This is a genomic window from Vibrio diazotrophicus, assembly GCF_038452265.1.
Classification (GTDB): domain Bacteria; phylum Pseudomonadota; class Gammaproteobacteria; order Enterobacterales; family Vibrionaceae; genus Vibrio; species Vibrio diazotrophicus.
The window spans coordinates 1007749-1033863 of sequence record NZ_CP151843.1; the positions used below are offsets into that span (position 1 = coordinate 1007749).

The window sequence follows — 26115 nt, forward strand, 5'->3', positions numbered from 1 at the left end:
TCACCAAATATTTTTAAAATTAAAATTATCGTTCTACACTAAAATAGCTATACGTTTGATCTATAGATAATTACTAAGGATATATCCATGAAGTCAGTTACTGCGTTAATTATAGCAACGTTAGTTTCTACTGGTGTGAATGCAACGGATTCAAAGCCCGCGACAAAAGCAACCATAGAAGCAAACAAAGCTGTTAAACAATCACTTCCTTTCAGCGACACCAAAGATTTTGATGAGGCTCAACGTGGTCTTATCGCTAAACAAGATACGGTCACCATCAAAAACGAAAACGGTGATGTTGTTTGGGATCTGGAGCAATATAAAAAGTATATTGCATTGGGTAAAGACGCCCCAGACAGTGTAAACCCAAGCTTATGGCGCAATGCTCAATTAAACATGATAAACGGACTGTTTGAAGTTGCAGACGGTATCTACCAAATCCGTGGTTATGACTTAAGTAACATCACTTTTATAAAAGGCAATACTGGCTGGATTGTCTTTGACCCTCTAATCTCTCAAGAAACCGCAGCCGCAGCTCTCAAATTCATAAATAGCGAGCTAGGCGAGCGTCCAGTGGTTGCCGTTGTATATAGCCACAGTCATCTCGACCATTTCGGTGGTGTGCGCGGAATCGTTAACGAGGAAGACGTTAAAGCTGGCAAGGTGAAAATTATCGCATCGCACGGCTTCACTGAGCATGCTGTATCTGAAAACGTCATTGCAGGTAATGCAATGGGCCGACGTGCTATCTACATGTATGGAGCTTTGTTACCACGAAACGAAATGGGTGGTGTTAATGGCGGTTTAGGTCAAACCACATCTACTGGTGTCGCGACCTTGATAAAACCAACCGACTATATTGAGAAAACTGGTGACGAGTTGACCATAGACGGCATCAGAATGGTGTTCCAGTATACACCCGGTACAGAAGCACCAACCGAAATGAACACTTGGTTTCCGGACAAAAAAGCACTTTGGATGGCTGAAAACACCACGAATACCATGCATAACATTTTAACTTTGCGTGGTGCGCAAGTTCGTGATGCATTGAAATGGTCCAGCTACTTACAAGAAACCATTGAAATGTGGGGAGATGATGTTCAAGTCAAGTTCCAAAGCCACCACTGGCCTAAATGGGGTAATGAAGAGATTGTCGACTACTTCAAAACTCAACGCGATATGTACAAATATACCCACGATCAATCAGTTCGCTTAATGAACCAAGGGTACACTGGCGAAGAAATCTCTGAAATTATCAAATTCCCAGATGAAATAGAAAACACATGGAGTTCACGCGGATACTATGGAACCTTACGTCATAACAGCCGAGCCGTCTACCAACGCTACATGGGCTGGTATAACGGTAACCCTTCTGACCTAAATAACCTTCCTCCAACCAATGCAGCTGTGGAATATGTAGAGTACATGGGAGGTGAAAAAGCAATCATTGAAAAGGCTCAGAAAGATTTCGATGCGGGTAAATATCGCTGGGTTGCTGAAGTTCTAAAACATGTTGTTTTTGCTAATCCTCAAAGTATAAAAGGTAAAGAGCTATTAGCGGATGCCTATGAGCAACTTGGCTATCAAGCTGAATCTGGTCCATGGCGTTCTGTTTACCTTCAAGGGGCCTACGAGCTAAGAAATGGCACACCATCAGCAGGTGGTACAAATACAGCGTCACCAGATATCATCAGAAATATGCCTCCAGAAATGCTATTCGATTACTTAGCAGTACGAATTTTGCCGGATAAAGCCGCTGGTAAAAAATTCGCAATTAATCTGGATTTCACTGATTTAGATGAAAAATACACATTGTATGTTGAGCACTCTGTTCTCAACCACACGCGTAAGCAATCTGGTTCTCCTGACGTTTCCTTGAAGCTAACCAAATCGGTCTTGGACGATGTCCAGTTGGGTAATGTGACTTTGGAAAAGGCTATTGCCGATGGTGACATTGAATTGTCGGGAGACAAAGAAGTGTTTAAACAATTTGTTGGTATGCTGGATACATTCAACTTTTGGTTTAATATCGTAACACCTTAGTTCGAGGTTAATATGCAGCAGAAAACGACTGTTCTGCTAGCTGCCAGTCTAATATTTACAAGCCCATTAAGTTGGGCTTGTTCATACGATGGACAGTTTAGCAATCCCTTTACCGAAAGCTACCCTGGGGCATTAGATGTTGCAATTGCAACACAGCAAGCATTAAAAAGTAATCTCATTACTTCTCCCCCTTCTTTGTCTGGAGGACAAGGATTAAGAAGAGTTACGTGGTGGTTACAACTTATGGCCAAAATGCCTATCGATATCCCTAATGGAACTTACATTTATCTTGTCGATAGCCAACTTTGGTCTCAATATAAGTCTACTAACAGTATAGATATCCATGTTATGCCACCGTCCGATGAAGCTATTGTTGTACAAATGACCGAAACGACCTTGCATAACTTAGTCAATAAGAAAATTACTTTTCTACAGGCAAAAGATTTAGGCTTAGCTTTACAGGCCTAAATGGCTATGAGACAGAAGCGATAGCTTGTAGCAAAAATGCTAATTCCTTTGTTACAAGTTATCATTTGAATCTTCAATATCCAATATCCAATATCCACTGAGAAATAAATGAGTTAGACAATAGTTCCTCAGCGGAAATCATGATTTGAATAAATCTATATTTTTTACCAAACAACTCAACACCGTCAAATTGAGACAACTCGCTCTTATGAATAACGTCATGTTCGATATGTCTATAGAAGAATTCATACATAGGTTCATTTTGCATCGTCAAAACAACGTGAGTAATGTTTGGATTTTCAACTATGATTTTTATTAACTCAAGGATAACTAATATTCTCGTTAAAGGATGTGTACTGAATATAGTTATAACATTTAACAGCTTCTTACTATTAGTCAACTCACTCTTTGGATAGAAATCCATGTTGTAGATATTGTTCATGGAGTATTCTTCATTACTTAGCCCACAATCATTCAACCCATAGAGTATATGCCCCATCAAATAGTCGCTTTGATCGACTACAAGACTTAAATTCAGCTTAAATTTTATAAACAAGTCCTGGATATCAAACCACTCTAATCCTAAAAATAGTTGATGAAACGCATTAAGACTTGCATAGTATTGATTGTCACTATCAAAACTCTCATATTGTTCAATATGATAATGCCCTTCATGATGAGAATAGGGATTTAAAATCCTATTTGTCATTTTATTCAAAGAGTTAAATGAATTATCTTTTGACATTGAATCTAGTTGTATTAATGGAATTATTGATTGTCCTAAGGCTCTACAAACTAGAATCTGTTTAGAGGTTTTTGGTTTCGTCACACCTCTTTCCCACCGGCTCAACGTCGTCAAATCCAACTTCTCAAAGCTAGAGCTATAATTTTGTAATAAATCAAGTAACTCGGACTGGGTACAACCGATATCTTCGCGTATTAAACTTATGTATTCTGAAAAATCCAATGTTATATATCTCCCGAGAGTAATATATAACGATAGTTGATAACAATTAATTTTCCAGTTGTAATGTTAACATTCTTACTTAGTTAATATTATGAATTCGTTTATTTACTTCATTAGGTCTCATAGGCTTACCGGTGAAATAACCTTGGCAGACATCAACACCAATATCTCTCAGTGTTGACCATGTATCACTATCTTCAACACCTTCTGCCACCACAATCATTTTTAATTTTGAGCCCAACTCAACAGCATTATTCACAATGCAATTTGCTCTATAATCGCTAACACATCGACTAATGAAACTGCGATCTATTTTCAGCTCTGAAAATGGGATTACAAGCAACTTCCACAAAGAAGAATACCCTATACCGAAGTCATCAATTGAAAACTTCACGCCCAAATCAATCAATTCATTTATATTGCTGACAATTGTGTTTGATAAATTACTATCTTCTACTTCTGTAATTTCTAAAACCAGATTACCCATCGTAAAATCGTACTTTTTGCATACTTGTGCGACATCTAAATGAAAGCCCTCTCGTTGAAGACAGTAATAATCAACATTAACAGACATAGTCCCAGAAAATTCATATGTCACATAATCACTAATAGAATTTTCTAGAGATATAAAAAATAATTTTTCCTGGAGACTGTACCAATATATTTGGCTTAAGAAATGTGCTGGACTAACTATACCGTGTTCAGGATGATGCCATCGGATTAGTGACTCGTATCCAATAATAGAGCCATTTGAGAAACAACGTTTAGGTTGATAATGACTGATAAATTGGTTGTGATAGATTGCTCTGCTTAGAATGCCTTTGCTCACGTTTACATCGTTATTCACGTTGGAACCTCATATTCAAAATCAAACACCTAGCTATTAATATTGCTAGCCATTTTTAGCGACCGTAGGCAACTGCTCTGGTCAGTGACAATAGCGTAAGATTTGAACATGTTTTTCTGAATGGCATTTTCAATAACAGATAGACAACAATGCCTAATATCTAATCAAAAACACCTAAAGCATTGAATTAAAAGGCGACATATCTTCTCATTATCTTTTGACACAACGATGAATAGACTGTTTCAAGCACATTTCTATACGGGAATGGCTTTGTTGCTTAATCTGCGAGGTCTACCACGCTTGCCTTGTCTTTTTTACTTCCACTCGGCTATCGCTTCCTCATCAATCCAAAAGGTCAGAGAACCACGGTTAATTAAGGCTTGTACTGTTAGTTGTTTTATAACGAGGTTTAGGCATGAGGCTACGACGTTTGATGGGTGTAGCCGATCAGATCGTCGCTTCTTGATTTAGTTCCATCGATTTAAGCAACAAAGCCACAAATAATAATGAACCTACCAATAAACCACAATTATTTTGTGGAATAATATTTTCACTTAAAATATTTAATTGATATTTTAGACGTAACATCTCATTAGTAACACTAGTCTATATACTTGTTGAGGAAAAATCCTAGCTTAAAATATCACAAATAAAAACTGAAGAAAGACAAAAACCCAATAAAAACATAAATATAAATCAAATCTCACTACTTAATAACCATTAATCACAAATAAAACCCTTATTCAAAACGTGATTCTCGTTCAAAATGCAATTCAAAAAAACACACAAAAATCGACACCAAAATAACAACTTACCATTTAAAAACAATTGGTTATAAAAAACACCAAAGCAAATAAACAATAAATATTTAACCTCCATATAAATCGTCATATTTATTTCATGTAATTCTCAAAAACTATACACAATCTACACCATAAATAAGCCATGTTATTAGTTAATAAAAATAAAAAATTGCATTTGTCATTCAGTCAACTAACCTAAAAATGCTAGGTTGTTCGATAGATATAGACTATACAATACTGTTCCATAACTATTCTTGATTAGCAATTCGTTTATATATTAATTAAATTTCAAATTTCGCGGAGGGACTCATGCGAAACCATTTAATTAAAATATTAGTATTAGCTAGTATACTAATATTTTCAAAGACATACGCGGCAGATAAACCAAATATTTTAGTGTTTTGGGGAGATGATGTAGGTGTTTATAATATAAGCGCATATCACAACGGATTGATGGGAGGAAGAACACCTAATATCGATAAAATTGCTAACGAAGGAGCGATTTTTACAGATGCCTACGCACAACAAAGCTGTACCGCAGGACGGGCATCTTTTATTTTGGGTCAACATCCATTCCGAACGGGGCTTCTCACCATCGGTATGCCAGGAGCAAAAGAAGGGATTCAATCTAAAGATCCTACTATTGCAGAACTATTGAAAAATTATGGCTACATGTCAGGCCAGTTTGGTAAAAACCACTTGGGCGATCGAGACGAACATCTTCCCACAAATCATGGTTTCGATGAGTTCTTTGGTAACCTTTATCACCTAAACGCTGAAGAAGAGCCTGAAACTGAGTTTTATCCAGATGATCCAGAGTTCCGCAAGAAATTTGGACCAAGAGGTGTATTAAAATCAACTGCTGACGGGAAAATAGAAGACACAGGTTCTCTGACTCGCAAACGTATGGAGAATGTCGACGAAGAGTTTATGGATGCAAGTCTGGCATTCATGGAAAAAGCCGTGAAAGAAGACAAGCCGTTTTTCATTTGGCATAACTCGACACGTATGCATATTTGGACTCACTTAAGCGAAAAATATAAAGGTAAGTCCGGCTACGGCATATACGCAGATGGCATGATGGACTTAGACGATCAGGTGGGCACCATGCTTGATAAGCTGGATGAACTCGGTATCGCTGACAATACCATTGTCATCTTTAGTACTGATAATGGTGCAGAGAAAATCACTTGGCCTGACGGCGGAACAACACCATTCAAAGGTGAAAAAGGCACCACCTGGGAAGGCGGCTTTCGAGTGCCTATGATGGTTCGCTGGCCTGGTCAAATCAAACCGGGAACAGTTATTAATGATATTTTCTCTCAGGAAGATTGGATGCCAACTTTACTTGCCGCAGTTGGCGAACCTGAAGTTAAAGAGAAACTACTGACTGGCTATAAAGCAGGGAATAAAACATTCAAAGCTCACTTGGATGGCTATAACCAACTCGACCTTTTAACCGGAAAAGCAGACAAAGGGGCGAGAAAAGAAATATTTTACTTCGATGCAGGGGGCAACCTTAATGCAGTCCGCTATAACGATTGGAAAATACACTTTAGCATTATGGAAGGTGCAATAAATGAAGCTTACCGAAAAACACCAAGCTGGCCTTTAGTCATCAATCTTAGAATGGATCCGTTTGAAGTTAGCCCCGAGTCAGGAATGTACATCAAAGATTTTTATGCAGATCAAATGTGGATGTTTGTACCAGCTCAGGCGTTAGTAGGAAAGTTCCTAGATACATTTAAAGAGTTCCCGGCAACTCGAGGAAGTTCTTTGAGTATTGAAAAAGTGGTTCAGTCAATGTCACAACCTCCTCGAAACTAACCTTAAAGGTTATCAATACGACAGGGCACTAACTTACTTGGTGCCCTTTCGTTTGGTTGTTACAAAACCGATTATAGGAATACAAATATGGCTAGAAAATCGAAAGCTCTTATTTTGCTGATAAGCTATGCTATTTCTTTTTACGCAATCTCCGCAGAACAAGCAGACCCGCTCCCTTCTTGGAATGATACCGACACTAAAAAATCTATCATTGAATTCGTATCAAATACAACAATGTCTGGGTCTAAAACCTTTGTCCCAATAGAGCAAAGAATCGCGACATTCGATAATGATGGAACTTTATGGGCAGAAAAACCCATCTACTTACAACTATTTTTTGCTATAGATAAAGTAAAAGATATGTCGTCAGAACACCCAGAGTGGCGTACAGAAGAGCCATACGCTTCCGCTATAAAAGGAGACTTAGAAACCTTAGGTAAGCAAGGTCTTGAAGGGCTGATGAAACTCGTCATGCAAACCCATTCTGGAATGTCTGCGGAGGAATTTCATCAAGAGGTGAAAGACTGGTTGAAAACGGCTAGGCACCCTATTACCAACAAACCTTATACACAAATGGTTTATCAGCCAATGCTCGAATTATTAGATTACCTGAGAGACAACCAATACCAAATCTTTATTGTTTCTGGAGGAGGTGTGGAGTTCATGCGAGTCTGGGCTCCTGAAGTTTACGGTATTCCGACGCAAAATATTATTGGTACAACTCTTAAAGCGGAATATAAAGTTGAAGGCAATGAAATAACAATTCAACGCCTACCCGAAATTGACTTTGTTAATGACAAAACAGTAAAGCCAATCTCAATTCAGAACTTCATCGGTAAGCGCCCTACCTTGGCGTTTGGAAACTCTGATGGTGACTTACAGATGCTGGAATGGACTACTGCGGGAACTGGCCCAAGGTTTGGTGGAATCATTCATCACACGGATAAGATCAGAGAGTGGGCTTATGACCGGAAGTCACCTGTAGGCAAACTTGATAAAGCTATTGAAGTTGGAAAAAGCAAAGGATGGCTTTTCGTCGATATGGAAAAAGACTGGAATCAAGTTTTCCAGCAATTAGGTAACTAACCTTGCGCCTTGTTTAATCATCATTTTTCTAATCAAGCTAACAGTGAGCGTCAGCATATTTTTTACTGTTAGCTGTTGAGCTTATCGTTAAGCACAATAACTAAGCAATAATCAAAGAGACTAATTATTTGTATAATATAGAATTTATCGTCTACATTGATTAGGTTTAACAAAAATAATAAAGGACTATATATGTGCCAGTGGGCGAATTTGACACGTTTTATCTTTATTATCATTTCCGTATTACTCAACAGCTGTCCAACATTCGCCCAATCGTCATCGACTGACACAGAGATTAAACCGATCTCGGTTGCAAGCTATGTAGGTACAGATGCCTGTATCGACTGCCATATTCAGGAAACGAACGCATGGAAAGGTTCTCATCATGACATGGCAATGAAACATGCTAATGATAAATCTGTTCGAGGGAATTTTGACGATCAGATTTACCATCACAATGGAAAACAAAATCGCTTTTTTCGTAAAGGAGAAGAGTACTGGGTTAACATCCAGGGCCCCGATCATCAATGGCACGACTTTAAGATCAGTTACACATTTGGCTGGGAGCCACTTCAACAGTATATGGTCGAGTTTAATGATGGCCGAATACAATTAATACCATTCGCTTGGGATACGAGATCTAAACTCGAGGGCGGGCAGCGTTGGTTTCATCTCTATCCAGATACTACAAACAGCGACGAATTTTATTGGACAAATACTGGCCAAAATTGGAACTACATGTGCGCCGACTGCCATTCCACCGATCTTAAAAAAAATTATAACCCAATAACAAACACCTATATGACGACCTGGGCGGAAATAAATGTAGGTTGTGAAGCGTGCCATGGACCTGCGAGCAAGCATATTGCTCTTATTGAGAACGCCAACAGCGATTTAAACCTACGAACTCAACTTCACGGGTTTGAGCGTGACCTGTCTAATGCCGTATCAGAATGGGTGACCCAGCAAGGCCACTCCACCTTGCAACCTAAAGAAATTTCGAAAACAGATCAAATTAAAACTTGTGCGCAATGCCACAGTCGTCGAACTCAACTCAATGAAACTGGCGATCATGTTAAAGGGTCATTTTTTAATAAATATCGATTAAGTTTAATTACACCAGAACTTTATTACCCAGACGGTCAAATATATGATGAAGACTATGTGTATGGCTCTTTCCTGCAATCAGAAATGGCGGAGAAAGGGGTAACTTGTACTAATTGTCATGACCCTCACAGTGCCGACTTGAAAATGCCTAAGGAGACAGTCTGTCTACAATGCCATATTTCCTCTCAATACACTTCAGACAATCACACTTTTCATGCTGAAAGCTCAGAAGCTTCGCAATGTACAACTTGTCATATGCCAGAGACAATCTATATGCAAGTCGATTCGCGCAGAGATCATGGCTGGCATGTGCCCCGCCCCGATTTAAGTGAGCATATTGAAACACCTAATGCGTGTACATCGTGTCATGAGGATAAAAACAACCTATGGGCAGATCAGCAAATAGCAAAATGGTTTCCAAACTCAAAATATCGAAATCGTCAGCATTTTTCTGTGGCATTTTATGCCGACATGATAGGGCATCAAGGAGCAGATAAAGCTCTTGCATACTTAGCACAAGATACAACGCTAAAGGACATTATTCGTGGCTCAGCACTAGAGCGTATGGCTGGAAGCACAGGACAAAATACCACTCTTGCTCTAGTCCGATCGGTGAAAAGCGACAATGAAATGATACGTTTGGGAACAATAGCAGGCTCATCTGGATACCCATTTAGAGACAGATGGAGAATACTATCGCCTTTACTCGTTGATTCAGTGCTTTCTATTCGTGCTGAAGCCGCAGCCGCTCTAGTGCATGACTACAGTGAAATGGACTCTCAACAACGTAGCAAGCTAAACAAACCGCTAGAAGAATACATGAAAATTCAAGAATATAACTTGGACAGAGGGTTTGGACGAACAAATTTGGCAAACATATACCGCAGCTTAGGTGAAAATGAACGTGCAATAAAACTGTATAACGAAGCGATTGAAATAGAGCCATACTACGAAAATAGCTATGTTAATTTAGCTGATCTTTATCGTAGTACTCAAAATGAAAGTCGAGCGTTTGCGATATTAGAACAAGGACTGAAAGCCCAACCTAAATCCAGCATGATACCATATAGTGCTGGCTTGTCTTTATTGCGCCAAGGTAATGAAAAATCAGCGCTAGAATACTTAAAAAAAGCAACCGAAAACGCTCCCAATAACCCAAACTATTGGTATGTTTATGGTCTTTCACTAGAGAAGACTGATGTATTAAAAGCTAGTAAAGCGTTAGATACTGCATTCAAAATTAGTAGAAACCCAGATCACCTATATGTGCAGTGTGAACTTCTAGCAAGAAACTACCAAGCTGGAGCCATCGCTTTTTCATTTGAAAGATGTAAACAACAGCTAAGAAGCTTTGTACCTGAACGTGTAATAGATTTGCTCAATTCAATTGTCCAACAAAATTAAACCGTCCTTAATACGTCAAAACCGAGATTGATAAATAATTGAACAAATAGGCTTATTTACATGTTGGTGGTATTCGCTCAATTAGGGCATCATTCGTTTACTAAGAGTGATAGCCCTAATAAGAACAGGGATACTTTGTGTCAGCAAACACTCTTAATACGCCTAATGCAACCATAAGTTGATATTTTTGTGATGTGTTGTATTAAGACTAAAATTTTTGTAGGAAAGTACCTTACAGAAAAATGGTTCTCCCCCCCATATGCGCATTCAATCGGTAGTAAACAGATGACAAAGTCGCTTGGTAATTAAGGTACGACAGAATCGCTTGGTGATCACACGTGCAAGCCTATCCGCTGAACAAACTTCTGGACAGAACTGAGTCAGTGACTTTACTAAATTAGCTTTTTAGGGATTACCTGGAGTATTGCAAAATCTCCAGTCAGTTGGACGAATTCACTATGCCATTACACTTTAAGCTTTATCTATGGGGCAAAGACCCAGACAGGTATCTATCACCGAATGGAGTTTGATGTAGTGTGCGTACTCAAAGAAGCCCTAGCTCATGTCGTAAGTTAGGACTTTCTTTCAAATTGAACATATTTAAACGGGGTTTATGCATGGCATACTAATAGTCATCGATAAGGTTAATCATTTTTTAGGCTATATGGAATTTGAGAAATATTTCAATCTAGGTGCTCTAGGGGAAGATACGTTAGCAAAATGGTGTCGCGAGGTAGGGATTGTCATAACTTCTTCTGCACATGAAGATGTAAATGGATGGGATAGCTTTCTTGAATTCCCCTACCTGAAGACTGATTTACCGAGAGATCTACAAAGCACTCCTATGGAATGTAAAGTACAAGTAAAGTCCACACAGGGGAAAAGAGGCAAGTGTGATATCAAGTTATCAGCACTCAAGCGACTCGTTAATTACAACTCTCCGGCCTTCATCCTTTTCCTAGAGTTCAGTGAAGATTCCCTACCGCATCTAGAATCAGCCTATCTCGTTCATATTGATGAGTCACTGATCCATCGGGTGCTTAAAAAAGTCAGAAAAAATGATATATCAAAGGCTCCCAAAGAACTAAACAAGCTAGTGATAACTGTCAATTATGATGAAAACGTAAAGTTGAAAAGCCCCCATGCCAGTGAATTTGTGGACAAAGTTCTGACACATATCCCGTCTGGTATGGACAAATATCAAGAAAATAAAAAAGCCATTATTAAAACGACAGGTTACGGTGAATCCGGATTCTCCTTTTCTTTTAAGGCTGAGCCATCAGAAATTCAGAACCATCTAAAAGATAGTTACCTTGGGTACCAACCTGTCCCAATAAATGTCAGTGAAAGCATAACTAAAGATAACCGATTTGATTTATCAGAGGGGGCTGTAGTCATTGAAGAAAGTCAGAATGCACAAGTAACGATCACTCCCAACGTATCAGGCCAGTGCAACCTAAAAGTCCGAACTACACCATACTCACCGGCCATCACTTTCTTAACCGATATAGTACATAAGGTTTGCATCACTCCGCACGATACTGGTTTGTTCCTTCGTTCAGATCTGTTCTCAATAGAAATAAGCGTTAAAGAAGGCGAATTTCATGTAACCCCTCACCTGACTACTGATAAGACAACTTCAATCCAAGGTGCTATTAATTTTTTAAGAGTATTTCACGCATCTCAGAGAGACAATGAGCAACTGTGGGAAATGCACTTTCTTGAAGATGATAGAAAACTCAATGCAACTTGTACTGTTAGCCATCAAGACAATAAAGATGACTTAATTGAATCATTGATACTGATATACCAAAGCTACAATTTAGAACCTAGCAAATTAATATCGCTAGATCAGTTAGCACAAGACGAAGAGCGCATTAACGTATTAGCTAAATTTTTGAGAAATGAGCCAGACGGAGTTTGTCTCGAACCGCATCCAGACGACGTGATTGACGTATCTGACGACATACAAAATGTAATGCCTTTCGTTGTGCAAGTTGGTGAGTATGTATTGGGCTCAGTGTTCCTAATGCACGCAAACGTTGAAAACTCAAAGTATGTAGTCCACACAATTGAAACTTTAGAACCATTTGTGTTTGAAAACCGCTCCCCCACTAACGACGAATTAGAAGAAATAACCCAAATACACATCAATAGATTAGAACAGTCAACTTCTAAGTCTTAATTAAACTCAACGAGTTAAGAAATGAGAGCCCTTACTAAACCTTCGGCCCTCACAAGGTGTAATCTTAGTCTGACTTGCAAAGAGCTAGTCTACAACGATGGGGGCAAGTCTTGTCTTTTGCCTATCCATTAGATCATGTACGGCAAAACAATGAGTTAAATATTGCTCTTTTATGAGAGCTAACAAGAAAAGGGGTACGAAACGTTTTAGGGTGATTACACTAAGGCGCTACTACCCCAAATCGGGCACGCAGCAAGCATTTGAACAAAATCAATTCAGCCATAAGAGGATGAGTTTGAATCTTGAAAATCTGAATCAGGAAAATCTCTTTCGAAACTCTCGTGGAGTTAATCCGACAATATTGATAAAGACCTTTCGACATGCACTGATATCTTCGTAACCGACTTGGTTAGCTATCCATTCAAATGAACGTTTTGTACTTTCCAGGTAGTCACATGCATTCTGTACTCTGAGACGCTGCAAATACTGATTTGGGTTGTAACCTGTGGCCTTTAGGAATCGCCTTTGCATAGTACGTTCAGTAAGGTTTGCCAGCTTTGCTAATTGCTGTATCGACAACTGTTCCGTATAACTCTGATGCATTATTTGTTGAACAGAAACTATCACCAAATCACCATGAGCGAACGATGGTTTGAACTGTTGATAATAGCTCTGTTCTCTCTGCGCGGTGTCGACAACAAGTGTTTTACCAAGTTGGCGTACAACCCTAGGAGACGCATATTTAGAGACCAGCTCAAACCCGAGATCCAGCCACGACATCATCCCGCCTGCCGTAATTATGTCACCGTGATCGACCAATATCTTATTGCTGTTAAGAGGAATCTCCGTAAACATTCGGGTAAATGTTTCTGCTAGCGCCCAATGAGTTGTCACTTCTCTTTTACCAAGTAAGTTAGTTGCGGCCAAAATAAATCCCCCCGCGCAAGCAGATGATAGAACTGCACCTTGGGAATACTGCTTTCTAAGCCATTCAATAAGTTTGGCTTCAGGGACTAAGTAATAATCATCTATTGAAGCTGGCGGTAGCAAAACAACTGTAAAACTATCCTCTATAAGCTCATCATGCGGAATAATGACTGGTTCAAATAAAACCTCCATCCCTTGTTCCCTACAAACTCGGTTCGCAAGTAAAAACATTTCTTCAAGACCATAAACCGCAGACTTCAACGCTGAAGGATACTCGCAAATTCCAACGGATATTTTTGTCATAACTGCCTCCGAACTTGTCGTTTTTAACCTTTTTTATGTCATTTTAGCCTCTAAAAAGAGTACAGCAAATCGCTCATAATTTTCTTCAACCAAAAGTTAAAGAAACAGGAGATCAAAAATGAACAAAACTGCATTACTTGTAATTGACATACAAAATGATTACTTCCCAGGAGGTAAGTTTCCATTATGGAAGACAGATAAAATACTGATAAATATTAAAGAATTAATTGCTAAAGCTAACCAAAAGCATGTTCCCGTCTTTCTTATCCAACACTTATCTTCCGCCCCTAAAGGAATGGCACCTTTCTTTGAAAAAGGTAGTGAAGGAGCGAATATCCACCCAGAAATAATGGCGATGTGCCCTAATGCAGAAGTCATACAGAAACAGCATGCAGATAGCTTTTATCAAACTCATTTAGATAAATTACTGGAAAAGTTTGATATTGAAGACTTACTGATATGCGGGATGATGACACAAAATTGCGTTACGCATACCGCTATATCAAAGAAAGCAGAAAAATATAAAGTTTCAATTATTGAAGATTGTTGCACAACGACAGATGCGATGATTCATAAAATGGCTTTGAATGCAGCATCACCTCGCGTACATCTAGTAACGTTTTCCGAAGCGTTATAGAAATTGTCTTAAGAAAATATATAAAACCTCACTGGTATCAATTTCTAATGAGGTTTCGCTTTAATGAACAATGGGGCAATTTCGTGACAACCAAGATCTTGCTGGTACATTGAAGGACATAAACATCCTACTGTGTGTTCTGTGTGATTAAGCACTAGGGAAAGTCTCAAACGATGGAATGTCTGAAAGGTCTTTAGACCAACTTGCACAACTGCCTACAAATATTTTTGCTGTCGGCAATATGGACGGTGCCTCGTCTAAACTGCCAGCGGGAACGACGACACTCTTTATGCTGTCCGCTACCATAGGTAATGCTGAACCGCAGTGTCGGCAGAAACTTTTGGCGTGTCTGCTGTTGGGATGAAGATACGTTTTCACATCGTTTTCTCCCTGCGTCCAAACCAACTTAGCTGAAGGCGCGAACAAGTTTGCAGCATGTGCGGATCCTGTATCTTTTTGGCAGCGTGAACAATGACAGAGGAAAAACGACTGAAACTCTCCGATGAGTTCAAATTTCACCGCCGAACATAAGCATGAACCTTTGTACGTTTTTGTCTTCGCTTCAGTCATAAAACCTCCTGATAGTTCTCAATAACTGGTTACACTAAACACTTGGCATAACTGTCTCTGTCTATATCAACGATCTCTACCGTCAAAGATGCCTCAGAAAGAGATAAAGACTTTAACTGCTCTAACACAGAATGCGAGAGCTTCATCTTACTCTCATCACTTCGTCCAGAGAGAATACGTATTGTCACGTGAATAAAATCTTCACGCTTTGAACCCGTTTGATAATGCTCATACGCAATACTGCGGACTTTAATATCACTGCCATCGGGAGCAAAAAGATTCGATGCCATCGCACCAGCAAATACTCTTTGATTCAGTTCGTCGTTTGGAATAGTTGCAGCATGCTCAATAATACAATGAGGCAAATTATGTTCCTTTTTAATAATGTTGATCGTAGCTATGCGTCGATGGCTAGTTAATTCATTTCAGCTCGATCTCTCACAAAGTTTAGGATGTTTTCAAAAGCGAGACGGAAGTAGAGCTCATAGCTGTTTTTCTCGACATAGCCTAAATGCGGAGTTGCGGTGACATTAGGCAGAGTCAACAGAGGTTCATTGTCAGGAAGTGCAGGCTCGATATTAAACACATCGACTGCAGCTCGCTTGGTCGGAACGGCTAGTAACTCGTTATACAAAGCTGAATCTACTACTAATTCGGCACGGCTGATGTTCACAAACAACGAATCAGGCTTCATCCGTTTAAGATCGTCCTCGGTAACACAAAATCGGGTGACATCATTAAGTCGTAAGTGAAGAGAAACGATATCCGAATCAGCAAAAAATGCTTGTTTCGTTTCTGCCGCTTCGAAGCCATGCTCAATGGCAAGTAGGCGCGACTTCTCGCTTCCCCATACCAGTACAGACATTTCAAACGCCTTGGCATACTGAGCAATGCGCTGCCCAATATTGCCATACCCCCAGATACCCAGTTTCAAACCTTTTAAAGTTCGACCTAAACCCAGACCGTCTGAACTTTGCCACACGTTATTGTGCAAGTTGCGTGTATAGGTCGGTATGTGCCTTGATGCGGCCATTATGAGCGCCCAGCAAAGCTCAGAGGGTGCGATAGGAGAACCTCTCCCTTCTAAGACTTCAACACCGAACTTGGTGCACATATTAGGGTCAATATGATTGCTGACCTTTCCCGTCTGGCTAATCAGCTTCAAATTGGGTAGCTGACTGAGCAGAGACGCTGTGATTACGGTGCGTTCACGAATAAGAACAATCGCCTCGACATCGATCAACTTCGCGGCAAGCTCCGACTCTGAATACGTCTGCGTAAAAACCGTCACTTCGTGATGAGCGAGCAACGTAAAGCAATTCAGAGCTTTAACCACATTTTGGTAATCATCCAGTATGGCTATTTTCACTACTCTTTCCTTAATATTTATTCAGACGAGATACTTAGCCCATATCCAAGATCGGTGGTGACTCCCCCCTGATAAGCTTAAGGATAGACCACCTTAAAACGCTCCAAGACCAGAAGCATGTCTTCAGTTGGCTCAATGCCTAACTCTTCACATTCCAATGAGAAGAAATGCCAGTGAGCTTCACGCCACCAAGCCAAAGTTTTATCCCCTTCACCTTCTGCTGCTGCGAATTCTTGAGTAACATCTTTATATCGACATTTTTCAACTGAAGTTATTTCAACAATACATTTGGGCTCACCTTCCCAGTCTGTCACCACCAGAAGATGTCCTGTTTCAGGCTTGGTTTCACCTTTGTGGCTATACCAATAATCCATACTGCACGATGCGGTCTTCTCTCCCTTTAAAATCAAATCTGCACAGACATTCGCGTTGTACTCATCCGCGCAAAAATAATCACAACTAAAAGAGGTATATTGCTGTGCTAATTCGACAGGCAAGGAGTTTAGGTACTGCTCCAGAAACAACTGGCTTCTGCTTTCCATAATTCACTGTACTCAACTAAAAAGAGGGTGAAATAACTAAGATTAATTCTTAATCGATGTTTTTAATCATTAGGAAGTTCTTGAGTTTTTGACCGCGCACTTCCATCAGTTGCTCTTTCGCAACGGAAAATCCCATACGTTCGTAAAATGGGCGAGCGGTAATACTGACGTGAGAATAGAAGCGTTTGATATCTTTCTGTTTTCCCACGTTAAAGACATGATTCATCAGAGCCTTGCCAACCCCTCTGCCCTGAAACTCATGATGGCAGAAAAAATGGTCAATTAATCCATCCAGTTGCAAGTCTGTATAACCCACGATGACACCATCTATCGTCGCAATAAACGGGTTCAAAGCATCCACACGCTTCTGCCACACATGTAGGTCAAAATTATCTGGAGCCCATGCTTCAATTTGCGCCTGAGAATAGTCACGGACGTTAATGTTTCGGATCGTGTAGTGATGGATAGCCCAAAGCGTCGGAGCATCTTCTTCTCGGTAGTCTCGAATGGTAATCACACATTTCTCCATAGTGTTAGTTTGTGTGAGCCAAATGCATCACAGAGTCAATATGAGTCATTCTTTACGCTGTTTTGGCGGGGGTATATTGCATCAAGTACTCGAAATCCGTTTCCCCTACTCGCTCAAATCCAAGTCTCGAATAGAGTCGCTGTGCCGGATTCGTTTTAATGACACTTAGACCAACCGTTGAGCCTGATGAGTCGGCTTTATTTATCAGCGTTGAAATAAGACGATGTGCAATCCCTTTGCCTTGGTAATCGGGATGAAGTTGGATCTGAACCAGATACCACTCGTTAATTTCTGGGTTGAATTGGGCTTTAAACAAGCCAGCAGGAGCATCATTGATAACGATAATTTCAGCTTGGTCAAAAGCGTAATGAACTCTTTCAAGATAAGCTTCTCTGCCGGCAGGCATACCAACTTCTCTTAAGTACTGGCCCATAGTGGTTTCACGTAGCTCGAGCAGGAATTCGACATCCGTTTCAACTGCTTTTCTCAATGAAAATTCCATTATTCTTCCTCATCGACATTTTTATAAAGGTACTAGCAACCCATACCTAGTATTTAACATACTAATAACACGACAAAAATTTTATACAAGCACAAATTTCAGGCATAAAAAAAGGAGAGCTAATGCTCTCCTTTTTCAAAACTTGACTGCTAATTAAAGAGCAGCTTTCGCTTTTTCAACTAAAACAGTAAATGCTGCTTTGTCGAATACTGCGATGTCCGCAAGGATCTTACGATCGATCTCGATAGATGCTTTCTTAAGACCGTTGATGAAACGGCTGTAAGATAGACCATTTTGACGAGATGCCGCATTGATACGTGCAATCCATAGTTGACGGAATTGACGTTTCTTAGTACGACGGTCACGGTATGCGTATTGACCAGCTTTTGTAACAGCTTGGAAAGCTACGCGGTAAACACGTGAACGTGCTCCGTAGTAACCTTTAGCTTGTTTTAGAACTTTCTTATGACGTGCACGAGCTTGTACACCACGTTTTACGCGAGGCATTATGCTTCTCCTAAACTAAACGATAAATAAACTAAAAAGAATTAAGCGTATGGCAACATACGTAGTACTGCAGCCACTTCACATTTAGGAAGGATTGCATTTGGACGTAGTTGACGCTTGTTCTTAGTAGTACGCTTAGTCAGAATGTGACGTTTAGTCGCGTGCTTGTATTTAATACCACCAGCAGTTTTCTTGAAACGCTTAGCAGCACCTTTGTTGTTTTTCATCTTAGGCATGATGAATAACTCCGCATTGTAGTAGTTTAATAAACAACGTAATTAGGGCGAATAAAACCCAGCCATGTGCCTTTACTTGAAAGGGACGCGGCTAAGTTCATTACTTGTAAGCCGTTAATTACTTCTTCTTAGGGGCAAGCACCATGATCATTTGGCGACCTTCAATTCTCGTTGGGAAAGATTCAACCACAGCAATTTCTGCAGTGTCTTCTTTCAAACGATTTAGAACGTCAACACCGATCTCTTGGTGAGCCATTTCTCGGCCACGGAAGCGAATTGTTACCTTCACTTTGTTGCCTTCTTCAAGGAAACCGGTCAGGTTGCGTAGTTTTACCTGATAGTCTCCGATATCAGTCCCAGGACGGAATTTTACTTCCTTAATCTGGATCTGTTTTTGCTTCTTCTTCTGCTCTTTCGCAGCTTTACTCTTCTCGAAGAGGAACTTGCCATAGTCCATCACACGACAAACTGGTGGCTCGGCGTTAGGGCTGATCTCTACGAGATCCATACCAGCTTCTTCGGCAGCAGCTAGTGCTTCTTGGATTGACACAACGCCAACTGATTCACCATCAGCGCCTGTTAAACGAACTTCACGAACGCCACGAATTTCACCGTTTAAACGGTGCTGGTTCTGCTTGGCCGGAACTTGGCCACGTCTTCCGCCTTTAATAGTTTATTCCTCCAGATTAAGCTTACGGCTTTCAACTTCGGCGTGGATGTATGAAATAAAGTCATCCAACTTAAATTTGCCTAGGTCTTTGCCCTTACGAGTACGTACTGCAATTTCGCCAGCTTCCATTTCCTGGTCGCCACAAACAAGCATATACGGTACACGCTTCAAAGTATGTTCGCGGATTTTAAAGCCTATCTTCTCATTTCTCAAGTCCGCTTTTGCTCTAATGCCACTTTTTTGTAGCTTTTGTGCTACTTCTTGAGCGTAATCAGCTTGTTTGTCAGTAATATTCATGACAACAGCCTGTTCTGGCGCCAACCAAGTTGGGAAGAAACCAGCATACTCTTCAATCAGAATACCGATGAAGCGCTCAAGAGAGCCTAAAATAGCGCGGTGAATCATTACTGGTACTAAACGCTCATTATTTTCACCTACATATGTCGCACCAAGGCGAGAAGGTAGGTTGAAATCAAGCTGAACAGTACCACACTGCCACGCGCGATCTAGACAGTCGTGTAGCGTGAACTCAATTTTCGGACCGTAGAATGCGCCTTCACCTTCTTGAATCTCATAAGCAATGCCCATAGCTTCAAGTGAAAGTTTTAGTGCTTCTTCAGAGCGATCCCAGATTTCATCGCTACCTACACGCTGTTCAGGACGTGTAGAAAGTTTTACTGCAATGTTATCGAAGCCAAAAGTGGTGTATGTGTCATATACCATCTTAATGCACGATGTTACTTCTTGCTGAATTTGGTCTTCAGTACAGAAGATGTGAGCATCATCCTGAGTGAAGCCACGAACACGCATGATGCCGTGTAGAGAACCTGATGGTTCGTTACGGTGACATGAACCGAACTCAGCCATACGTAATGGCAAATCACGGTACGATTTCAAACCTTGGTTAAAGATTTGAACGTGACCAGGACAGTTCATTGGTTTAATAGCGTATTCACGGTTCTCAGAAGACGTTGTGAACATTGCATCTGCATATTTGTCCCAGTGACCAGAACGTTCCCATAGAACGCGATCCATCATTAGTGGACCTTTCACTTCTTGATAGCCGTATTCAGTCAGTTTTTGACGAATGAATACTTCTAAATCACGGAATACTGACCAACCATTGTGGTGCCAGAACACCATACCCGGTGCTTCTTGCTGCATGTGGAACAGGTCAAGCTGCTTACCCAATTTACGGTGGTCACGCTTCGCTGCTTCTTCAAGGCGAGTTAGGTGAGCCTTAAGTGCTTTCTTATCGTGGAAAGCAGTACCGTAGATACGTTGTAGCATCTTGTTGTCGCTGTTACCGCGCCAGTATGCGCCTGCAACGTTCAACAGTTTGAAGTGTTGACAGAAGCCCATGTGCGGTACGTGTGGACCACGACACATGTCGATGTATTCTTCATGGTGATAAAGACCTGGACGATCATCGCGAGATACGTTCTCATCTAAGATTTCCATCTTGTATGGTTCTTGACGAGATTCAAATGTATCGCGAGCTTCCTGCCAGCTAACGTTCTTTTTCACAACTTGATATTTGGTTTTCGCCAAATCTTGCATACGAGCTTCGATCTTCTCTAAATCTTCTTGAGATAGAGGTTGTTCTACATCGATGTCGTAATAGAAGCCGCTGTCGATCGTAGGACCAATGGCCATTTTTGCTTCTGGGTATAGCTGCTTAAGAGCATGACCAAGCAAGTGCGCACAAGAGTGACGAACAATTTCTAAGCCATCAACTTCGTCTTTAACCGTGATGATTTCAAGACTTGCATCGTTTTCGATCAAATCACAAGCATCAACACGAACGCCATCAACGCGACCTGCAATCGTTGCTTTAGCAAGACCAGGACCGATAGATAGAGCGACATCCATTGTAGAAATTGGGTTATCAAATTGACGTTGGCTACCGTCAGGAAGAGTAATAATAGGCATGAATTGTCCTTACAGTGGTGTTGCACACCAAGCAACACTTGTTTAAATATTGTGCTTAAAAATCAGAATGATAGAAAACAAGCACTCGATAAATTTTTTCTTACTGTATTAACTCAAAGCGCAAATACGGATGCACTATCGTTAACACGAGCTGAGCATTCTAACGGATATGGGTGAAATCTCAAGCAATCATTGCGTTCAAGCCTGATTAGACTGTGTTTTTTAACTCAATCCAAAAAAAGAAACCCATGGCGTTCACCATGGGTTTACTCAATCAAGCTTTAGCAGCAGTCAATTAAGCTTCTTGGCTACGACGGCTGTGGCCACGTTCACCACGGAAGTTTCCACGGTTGTCGCCACCACGGTTGCGGTCAAAACGACGCTCACCGCCTTCACGACTACCACCTTCGCGGTTACCACGGAAACCACCACCTTCACGGCGAGGTGCGCCATCACGATTGCCACGGAAGCCATCACGGTTACCACCTTCACGACGGCCACGAGATTCGCGGAAATCATCGAAATCACACACTACAGCGCCCACTTCTTTTTGACGGATACGCAGTTTACGTAGTTTGCCAGTTACTTCAGAAGACATAGTCTTAGGAAGCTGAACAAATGTATGACCTTGAGCCAGTTTAATCGCACCGATAGAACCTTTAGTTAGGCCTAATTCGTTTGCAAGAGCACCAACGATGTCTTTAACTTGTACGCCTTGGTCACGACCAACCTGAAGTTGGTAAGTTTCCCAATCAGCTTTGTCACGGCTACCGAATTCACGACGACCACCTTCGCTACGCTCACCGCGCTCACCGCGATCATCACGACGGTCACGACGACGTTGCTTATCACGCTCTACTGCTGCGATCATTGGATCTTCACCAGTGTAGAACAGTGGACGCTTACCTTGTTGACGCTTCAACAAGATTGCACATAGTGTTGCCGCGTCGATTTCAAGAGAAGTTTGTAGCTTTTCAACTAGCTCTGAAAACTTATCCAGTACCGTGCTTTCTTTCTCTGCTTCTAGTTCTGTAGCAAGTAGAGATAGACGAGCTTCAGCTACTTTGTCACGGTGTGGAAGTTGAATTTCTTCCATCGATGAACGAGTAACGCGCTCAATAGTGCGAAGCATACGAAGTTGGTTAGTACGTACTAACAGGATTGCTTTACCTTTACGGCCAGCACGACCTGTACGACCGATACGGTGAATGTACGACTCAACATCGAATGGAATATCGTAGTTAAATACGTGAGTGATTCGTGGCACATCAAGACCACGTGCAACCACGTCAGTAGCAACAAGGATGTCAATTACACCTTGTTTGATATGGTCTACAGTACGCTCACGTAGAGACTGAGGAATATCACCGTGCAGTGCAGCTGCCTTGAAGCCACGAGAGCTTAACCAGTCTGCAAGACGCTCAGTATCTTGACGAGTACGAACGAACACTATTGAAGCATCAGTTTCTTCAGTTTCTAGAAGACGAGCCATTGCTTCGTCTTTTTCTACGCCTTTCACAACCCAGAATTGTTGTTCTACTTTTGCAACAGTTTGGTTTGAACCAGCAACGTCTACACGAGCAGGATCACGTAGGAAGCGGTCAACAATGGTTTTAACCATTGGAGGCATAGTTGCAGAGAACAGTACGCGTTGCGCTGACTCAGGAGCTTGCTCCATGATCCAGGTAACGTCGTCAACGAAGCCCATCTTCAACATTTCGTCAGCTTCATCAAGAACGAAAGTATGACATTCGTCTAGGTGTAGGCGCTCACGAGTGATCAAATCTTTCACACGACCAGGAGTACCAACAACAACGTGAGCACCTGAACGTAGAGAACGCATTTGATCAACGATAGATGCACCACCGTAGATCTCTAGAACTTTAAGGCCAGTGATATTTTGACCTAAGTTTTTAATTTCAGCAGCAACCTGAATCGCCAGCTCACGAGTTGGAGCCATGATGATTGCTTGAGGTTTATGCTGAGATAAATCGATTTTGTTTAATAGCGGTAACGAGAATGCAGCAGTTTTACCTGTACCCGTTTGCGCTTTACCTAGTGCGTCACGACCTTCCAAAAGGAAAGGAATAGCAGCAGCTTGGATTGGAGTTGGAGAAACGAAGCCCATTGAGTTAAGGGCAGAAAGAACAGCACTATTAAGTGCTAAGTCACTGAATTGAATCACAGTTTCAGACATGGGGATCCCACTAAAATAATAAATAACCAAGGTCCCATGTGCTCCACCATTTCCAACCAATCCTGCGATTGTCTGATTCCGTTCAGATACGGATAAGTTTTGTAACGCATCAAGCCACTAGGGACATATAAGGGAGGCGGATTATTCCTTAAAAGCATAAAAAAAGCCAGAAAAAATTGAAATTCATCACAATTTATTCTCTTAAAGGATAAAAAATCATCAAAACCCGATTCCAACCCTTTTATTCGTAAGCAATTTGCACCTACAAACGCTCAAATAGCATTCATCAAATTGCTTGAGAAAGGTCTTCGCTGGGTAGTAATAATTGCCTGTAATGATTATAGTGTGCGCAATTCACTAAGCTAGAAATAGAAGACATGTTCCAAGATAACCCGTTACTTGCTCAACTAAAGCAACAAATTCAAGAAAACCTGCCAAAGAAAGAAGGGGTAATTAAAGCCACCGATAAAGGTTTTGGATTCTTAGAAGTCGATAGTAAAAACAGTTTCTTTATTCCGCCTCCGTACATGAAGAAATGTATGCACGGAGACAAAGTGATTGCCATTATCCGCACCGAAAAAGAGCGGGAAGTTGCAGAACCACAAGAACTTGTTGAACAATCTCTGACACGCTTTATTGGCCGAGTGAAGTTATTCAAAGGCAAACTCAACGTTGCACCTGATCATCCACAACTGAAAAAACTGCCGCTAAAAGCAAAAGTTAAGAAAGGTTTGAATCCGGAACACTTCCAAGAAGGTGATTGGGTTGTTGCACATCTCGTTCGCCATCCTTTAAAAGGCGAAGACAACTTCCTCGCAGAAATCTCAGAAAAAATTACAGATTCTAACGATAAAATCGCACCTTGGTGGGTCACGTTGGCAGAGAATGATCTGCCTAACAGTGAACCTGAAGGTATCGAGAACTGGCAACTTAAAGACGATGCTGAACTTGAGCGTTGTGACTTAACCCATATCCCGTTTGTGACCATCGATGGCGCATCAACCAAAGATATGGACGATGCGCTACACGCAAGAAAACTGGATAACGGTAACTTTGAGCTAACGATTGCGATTGCCGACCCTACCGCCTATATAACTCCAGATGATGAGATGGATAAAGTGGCACGTGAGCGTGGTTTCACTATTTACCTGCCAGGTCGCAACATTCCAATGTTGCCACGAGATTTAGCTGACGATTTATGCTCTCTGATTGAGAATCAAGTGCGCCCTGCCCTTTGCTGTACTGTAACAGTCAGTGAAGATGGCGTTATTGCTGACGACATTCGTTTCTTTGCTGCGAACATCCAGTCTCATGCTCGCCTCGTTTACGATCACGTATCCGACTGGTTGGAAAACGGCTCATCACAAGATTGGCAACCAACGGATGTTATCGCCGACGTTGTGCGTACTCTGTATGAATTCTCTCAAGCACGCGCAAACTGGCGCGAAAATAATGCGGTAGTATTTCCAGATCGCCCAGATTACCGTTTCGAACTGAGCGAAGACAACGACGTTATAGCTATTCATGCTGATATGCGCCGCACAGCAAACCGCCTTGTTGAAGAAGCCATGATTACTGCCAACATCTGTGCAGGTAAAATTCTTCAGTCGACCTTTAATACTGGCGTATTTAACACCCACGCAGGCTTTAAAGCCGACAAGATGGCGGATGTAGTTGAACTGATGACTTCGAACGGTGCTCAGTGCGATGCAGAGAGCCTAGCAACACTTGAAGGCTTTGCTGCGCTTCGTCGTTGGTTGTGCGATCAGGAAACATCTTACTTGGATAACCGCATCCGTAAATGTCAAAGCTACAGTGAAATTGGTAACCAGCCACTTCCTCATTACGCTATGGGCTTAGAGGTTTACGCGACTTGGACTTCTCCAATTCGTAAGTACGGCGACATGATTAACCACCGTATGTTGAAGGCTCATATCTTAAACAAAGAGCCTGTACAGCAGCCGGATGAAACTGTGGGTGAAGAACTTGCACTGCACCGCAAACATCACAAGATTGCTGAACGCAACGTTGCTGATTGGCTGTACGCAAGAACACTAGCAGAAGAGCCAAGTAAGCAAACCCTGTTTAACGCTGAGATCTTTGACATTAACCGCGCAGGTGCTCGCGTTCGTTTACTTGAAAACGGTGCTGCGGCGTTTATTCCCGCTTCATTGATCCTTGCAAACAAAGAACGTTTAGAATGCAACGCCGAACAAGGCATTATCACTATCGATAAAGAAATGGTATACCGTCTTGGTGATGTGCTTGAAGTGGTATTGGCAGAAGTCAGTCAGGAAAACCGCAGTATTGTAGCCAAACCGACTCAAGTATTTGCAGATGAACCGAAACAAGAAGCTGAAGCGCAAACTGAAAACACTCAACAGGCTGAAATAAGCCAGGAAGAGAAAGCAGAATAATCAGTTTCGACAACGCATTCGTTTCAAACAGAAAAGGCAT

General features: G+C 41.2%; 22 protein-coding genes and 1 pseudogene. 8 read left to right on the plus strand and 15 right to left on the minus strand.

The annotated features are described in order from the left end of the window. The first annotated feature begins 87 nt into the window (after positions 1 to 87). Positions 88 to 2043 (plus strand): alkyl/aryl-sulfatase, encoded by a 1956-nt coding sequence (locus AAGA51_RS19820; RefSeq protein ID WP_042485736.1) that lies wholly within the window; start codon positions 88 to 90, stop codon positions 2041 to 2043. Positions 2044 to 2055: 12 nt separating this feature from the next. Then, the gene (locus AAGA51_RS19825; protein ID WP_042485733.1) at positions 2056 to 2511 is read left to right on the plus strand and encodes a hypothetical protein; all 456 of its coding nucleotides are present in this window, start codon (positions 2056 to 2058) and stop codon (positions 2509 to 2511) included. A 73-nt stretch (positions 2512 to 2584) separates the two neighbouring features. On the opposite strand, the gene AAGA51_RS19830 is transcribed toward AAGA51_RS19825, so the two are convergent. From AAGA51_RS19830 to AAGA51_RS19840, 3 genes and pseudogenes are all read right to left on the minus strand, one after another. Then, positions 2585 to 3478, minus strand: coding sequence for a helix-turn-helix domain-containing protein (locus AAGA51_RS19830; protein ID WP_156102037.1), 894 nt, complete (start codon positions 3476 to 3478; stop codon positions 2585 to 2587). 79 nt (positions 3479 to 3557) lie between these two features. After that, on the minus strand, positions 3558 to 4325 hold the full coding sequence (locus AAGA51_RS19835; protein WP_081878710.1) for an EAL domain-containing protein: 768 nt from the start codon (positions 4323 to 4325) through the stop codon (positions 3558 to 3560). 317 nt (positions 4326 to 4642) lie between these two features. Then, positions 4643 to 4742 (minus strand): annotated as a pseudogene (locus AAGA51_RS19840) (IS5/IS1182 family transposase); the annotation flags it as partial. Positions 4743 to 5437: 695 nt separating this feature from the next. Here AAGA51_RS19840 and AAGA51_RS19845 point away from each other — a divergent pair. The 4 genes from AAGA51_RS19845 to AAGA51_RS19860 all read left to right on the plus strand — a co-directional run bounded on the left by AAGA51_RS19845 (position 5438) and on the right by AAGA51_RS19860 (position 12737). After that, positions 5438 to 6955, plus strand: a complete 1518-nt coding sequence (locus AAGA51_RS19845) for an arylsulfatase (RefSeq protein ID WP_042485726.1) — start codon at positions 5438 to 5440, stop codon at positions 6953 to 6955. 87 nt (positions 6956 to 7042) lie between these two features. Further along, positions 7043 to 8041: an HAD family hydrolase gene (locus tag AAGA51_RS19850; protein ID WP_042485723.1), complete on the plus strand. Its 999-nt coding sequence runs from the start codon at positions 7043 to 7045 to the stop codon at positions 8039 to 8041. 192 nt (positions 8042 to 8233) lie between these two features. Further along, on the plus strand, positions 8234 to 10552 hold the full coding sequence (locus tag AAGA51_RS19855; protein WP_042485720.1) for a multiheme c-type cytochrome: 2319 nt from the start codon (positions 8234 to 8236) through the stop codon (positions 10550 to 10552). Positions 10553 to 11165: 613 nt separating this feature from the next. Next, on the plus strand, positions 11166 to 12737 hold the full coding sequence (locus AAGA51_RS19860; protein WP_042485716.1) for a hypothetical protein: 1572 nt from the start codon (positions 11166 to 11168) through the stop codon (positions 12735 to 12737). A 315-nt stretch (positions 12738 to 13052) separates the two neighbouring features. Here the strand turns inward: AAGA51_RS19860 and AAGA51_RS19865 are convergent, their stop codons facing one another. After that, positions 13053 to 13967: a GlxA family transcriptional regulator gene (locus AAGA51_RS19865; RefSeq protein ID WP_042485713.1), complete on the minus strand. Its 915-nt coding sequence runs from the start codon at positions 13965 to 13967 to the stop codon at positions 13053 to 13055. A 118-nt stretch (positions 13968 to 14085) separates the two neighbouring features. On the opposite strand from AAGA51_RS19865, the gene AAGA51_RS19870 reads away from it, so the two are divergent. Next, the gene (locus AAGA51_RS19870; protein WP_042485710.1) at positions 14086 to 14604 is read left to right on the plus strand and encodes a cysteine hydrolase family protein; all 519 of its coding nucleotides are present in this window, start codon (positions 14086 to 14088) and stop codon (positions 14602 to 14604) included. Positions 14605 to 14751: 147 nt separating this feature from the next. Here AAGA51_RS19870 and AAGA51_RS19875 read toward each other — a convergent pair whose 3' ends face one another. From AAGA51_RS19875 to AAGA51_RS19925, 11 genes are all read right to left on the minus strand, one after another. After that, complete coding sequence (locus tag AAGA51_RS19875; protein ID WP_042485707.1) at positions 14752 to 15174, minus strand: GFA family protein; 423 nt, start codon at positions 15172 to 15174, stop codon at positions 14752 to 14754. Between the two features lie 29 nt (positions 15175 to 15203). Further along, complete coding sequence (locus AAGA51_RS19880) at positions 15204 to 15539, minus strand: 5-carboxymethyl-2-hydroxymuconate Delta-isomerase (RefSeq protein WP_042485704.1); 336 nt, start codon at positions 15537 to 15539, stop codon at positions 15204 to 15206. Between the two features lie 50 nt (positions 15540 to 15589). Next, positions 15590 to 16543 carry a D-2-hydroxyacid dehydrogenase family protein gene (locus tag AAGA51_RS19885; protein ID WP_042485700.1) on the minus strand — a complete coding sequence of 318 codons (954 nt, stop codon included), beginning with the start codon at positions 16541 to 16543 and terminating at the stop codon, positions 15590 to 15592. 77 nt (positions 16544 to 16620) lie between these two features. Continuing rightward, the gene (locus tag AAGA51_RS19890) at positions 16621 to 17085 is read right to left on the minus strand and encodes an ASCH domain-containing protein (protein ID WP_042485697.1); all 465 of its coding nucleotides are present in this window, start codon (positions 17083 to 17085) and stop codon (positions 16621 to 16623) included. Between the two features lie 49 nt (positions 17086 to 17134). Continuing rightward, positions 17135 to 17602: a GNAT family N-acetyltransferase gene (locus tag AAGA51_RS19895; protein WP_042485694.1), complete on the minus strand. Its 468-nt coding sequence runs from the start codon at positions 17600 to 17602 to the stop codon at positions 17135 to 17137. Between the two features lie 64 nt (positions 17603 to 17666). Next, on the minus strand, positions 17667 to 18116 hold the full coding sequence (locus AAGA51_RS19900; protein ID WP_042485691.1) for a GNAT family N-acetyltransferase: 450 nt from the start codon (positions 18114 to 18116) through the stop codon (positions 17667 to 17669). Between the two features lie 153 nt (positions 18117 to 18269). Further along, positions 18270 to 18623 (minus strand): 50S ribosomal protein L20, encoded by a 354-nt coding sequence (gene rplT, locus AAGA51_RS19905; RefSeq protein WP_042485688.1) that lies wholly within the window; start codon positions 18621 to 18623, stop codon positions 18270 to 18272. Between the two features lie 41 nt (positions 18624 to 18664). Beyond that, positions 18665 to 18859, minus strand: coding sequence for a 50S ribosomal protein L35 (gene rpmI, locus AAGA51_RS19910; protein WP_042485685.1), 195 nt, complete (start codon positions 18857 to 18859; stop codon positions 18665 to 18667). Between the two features lie 118 nt (positions 18860 to 18977). Then, positions 18978 to 19529, minus strand: a complete 552-nt coding sequence (infC, locus tag AAGA51_RS19915) for a translation initiation factor IF-3 (RefSeq protein WP_081878709.1) — start codon at positions 19527 to 19529, stop codon at positions 18978 to 18980. A gap of 3 nt (positions 19530 to 19532) precedes the next feature. Further along, positions 19533 to 21461 carry a threonine--tRNA ligase gene (gene thrS / locus AAGA51_RS19920; protein ID WP_042485680.1) on the minus strand — a complete coding sequence of 643 codons (1929 nt, stop codon included), beginning with the start codon at positions 21459 to 21461 and terminating at the stop codon, positions 19533 to 19535. Positions 21462 to 21756: 295 nt separating this feature from the next. Further along, positions 21757 to 23658, minus strand: a complete 1902-nt coding sequence (locus AAGA51_RS19925; RefSeq protein WP_042485677.1) for a DEAD/DEAH box helicase — start codon at positions 23656 to 23658, stop codon at positions 21757 to 21759. Between the two features lie 377 nt (positions 23659 to 24035). Between AAGA51_RS19925 and rnb the strand changes: the two genes are divergently transcribed. Next, the gene (rnb, locus tag AAGA51_RS19930; RefSeq protein WP_042485674.1) at positions 24036 to 26075 is read left to right on the plus strand and encodes an exoribonuclease II; all 2040 of its coding nucleotides are present in this window, start codon (positions 24036 to 24038) and stop codon (positions 26073 to 26075) included. The last annotated feature ends 40 nt before the right edge of the window (positions 26076 to 26115 follow it).

Coding starts and splice junctions, on each gene's coding strand:
- thrS (WP_042485680.1), bottom strand. CDS start 21,461: ATGCCTATTATTACTCTTCCTGACGGTAGCCAACGTCAATTTGATAAC.
- AAGA51_RS19900 (WP_042485691.1), bottom strand. CDS start 18,116: ATGGAATTTTCATTGAGAAAAGCAGTTGAAACGGATGTCGAATTCCTG.
- rnb (WP_042485674.1), top strand. CDS start 24,036: ATGTTCCAAGATAACCCGTTACTTGCTCAACTAAAGCAACAAATTCAA.
- AAGA51_RS19855 (WP_042485720.1), top strand. CDS start 8,234: ATGTGCCAGTGGGCGAATTTGACACGTTTTATCTTTATTATCATTTCC.
- AAGA51_RS19860 (WP_042485716.1), top strand. CDS start 11,166: ATGCATGGCATACTAATAGTCATCGATAAGGTTAATCATTTTTTAGGC.
- AAGA51_RS19870 (WP_042485710.1), top strand. CDS start 14,086: ATGAACAAAACTGCATTACTTGTAATTGACATACAAAATGATTACTTC.
- AAGA51_RS19925 (WP_042485677.1), bottom strand. CDS start 23,658: ATGTCTGAAACTGTGATTCAATTCAGTGACTTAGCACTTAATAGTGCT.
- AAGA51_RS19850 (WP_042485723.1), top strand. CDS start 7,043: ATGGCTAGAAAATCGAAAGCTCTTATTTTGCTGATAAGCTATGCTATT.
- AAGA51_RS19865 (WP_042485713.1), bottom strand. CDS start 13,967: ATGACAAAAATATCCGTTGGAATTTGCGAGTATCCTTCAGCGTTGAAG.
- AAGA51_RS19875 (WP_042485707.1), bottom strand. CDS start 15,174: ATGACTGAAGCGAAGACAAAAACGTACAAAGGTTCATGCTTATGTTCG.
- AAGA51_RS19845 (WP_042485726.1), top strand. CDS start 5,438: ATGCGAAACCATTTAATTAAAATATTAGTATTAGCTAGTATACTAATA.
- AAGA51_RS19890 (WP_042485697.1), bottom strand. CDS start 17,085: ATGGAAAGCAGAAGCCAGTTGTTTCTGGAGCAGTACCTAAACTCCTTG.
- AAGA51_RS19820 (WP_042485736.1), top strand. CDS start 88: ATGAAGTCAGTTACTGCGTTAATTATAGCAACGTTAGTTTCTACTGGT.
- AAGA51_RS19825 (WP_042485733.1), top strand. CDS start 2,056: ATGCAGCAGAAAACGACTGTTCTGCTAGCTGCCAGTCTAATATTTACA.
- rplT (WP_042485688.1), bottom strand. CDS start 18,623: ATGCCTCGCGTAAAACGTGGTGTACAAGCTCGTGCACGTCATAAGAAA.
- rpmI (WP_042485685.1), bottom strand. CDS start 18,859: ATGCCTAAGATGAAAAACAACAAAGGTGCTGCTAAGCGTTTCAAGAAA.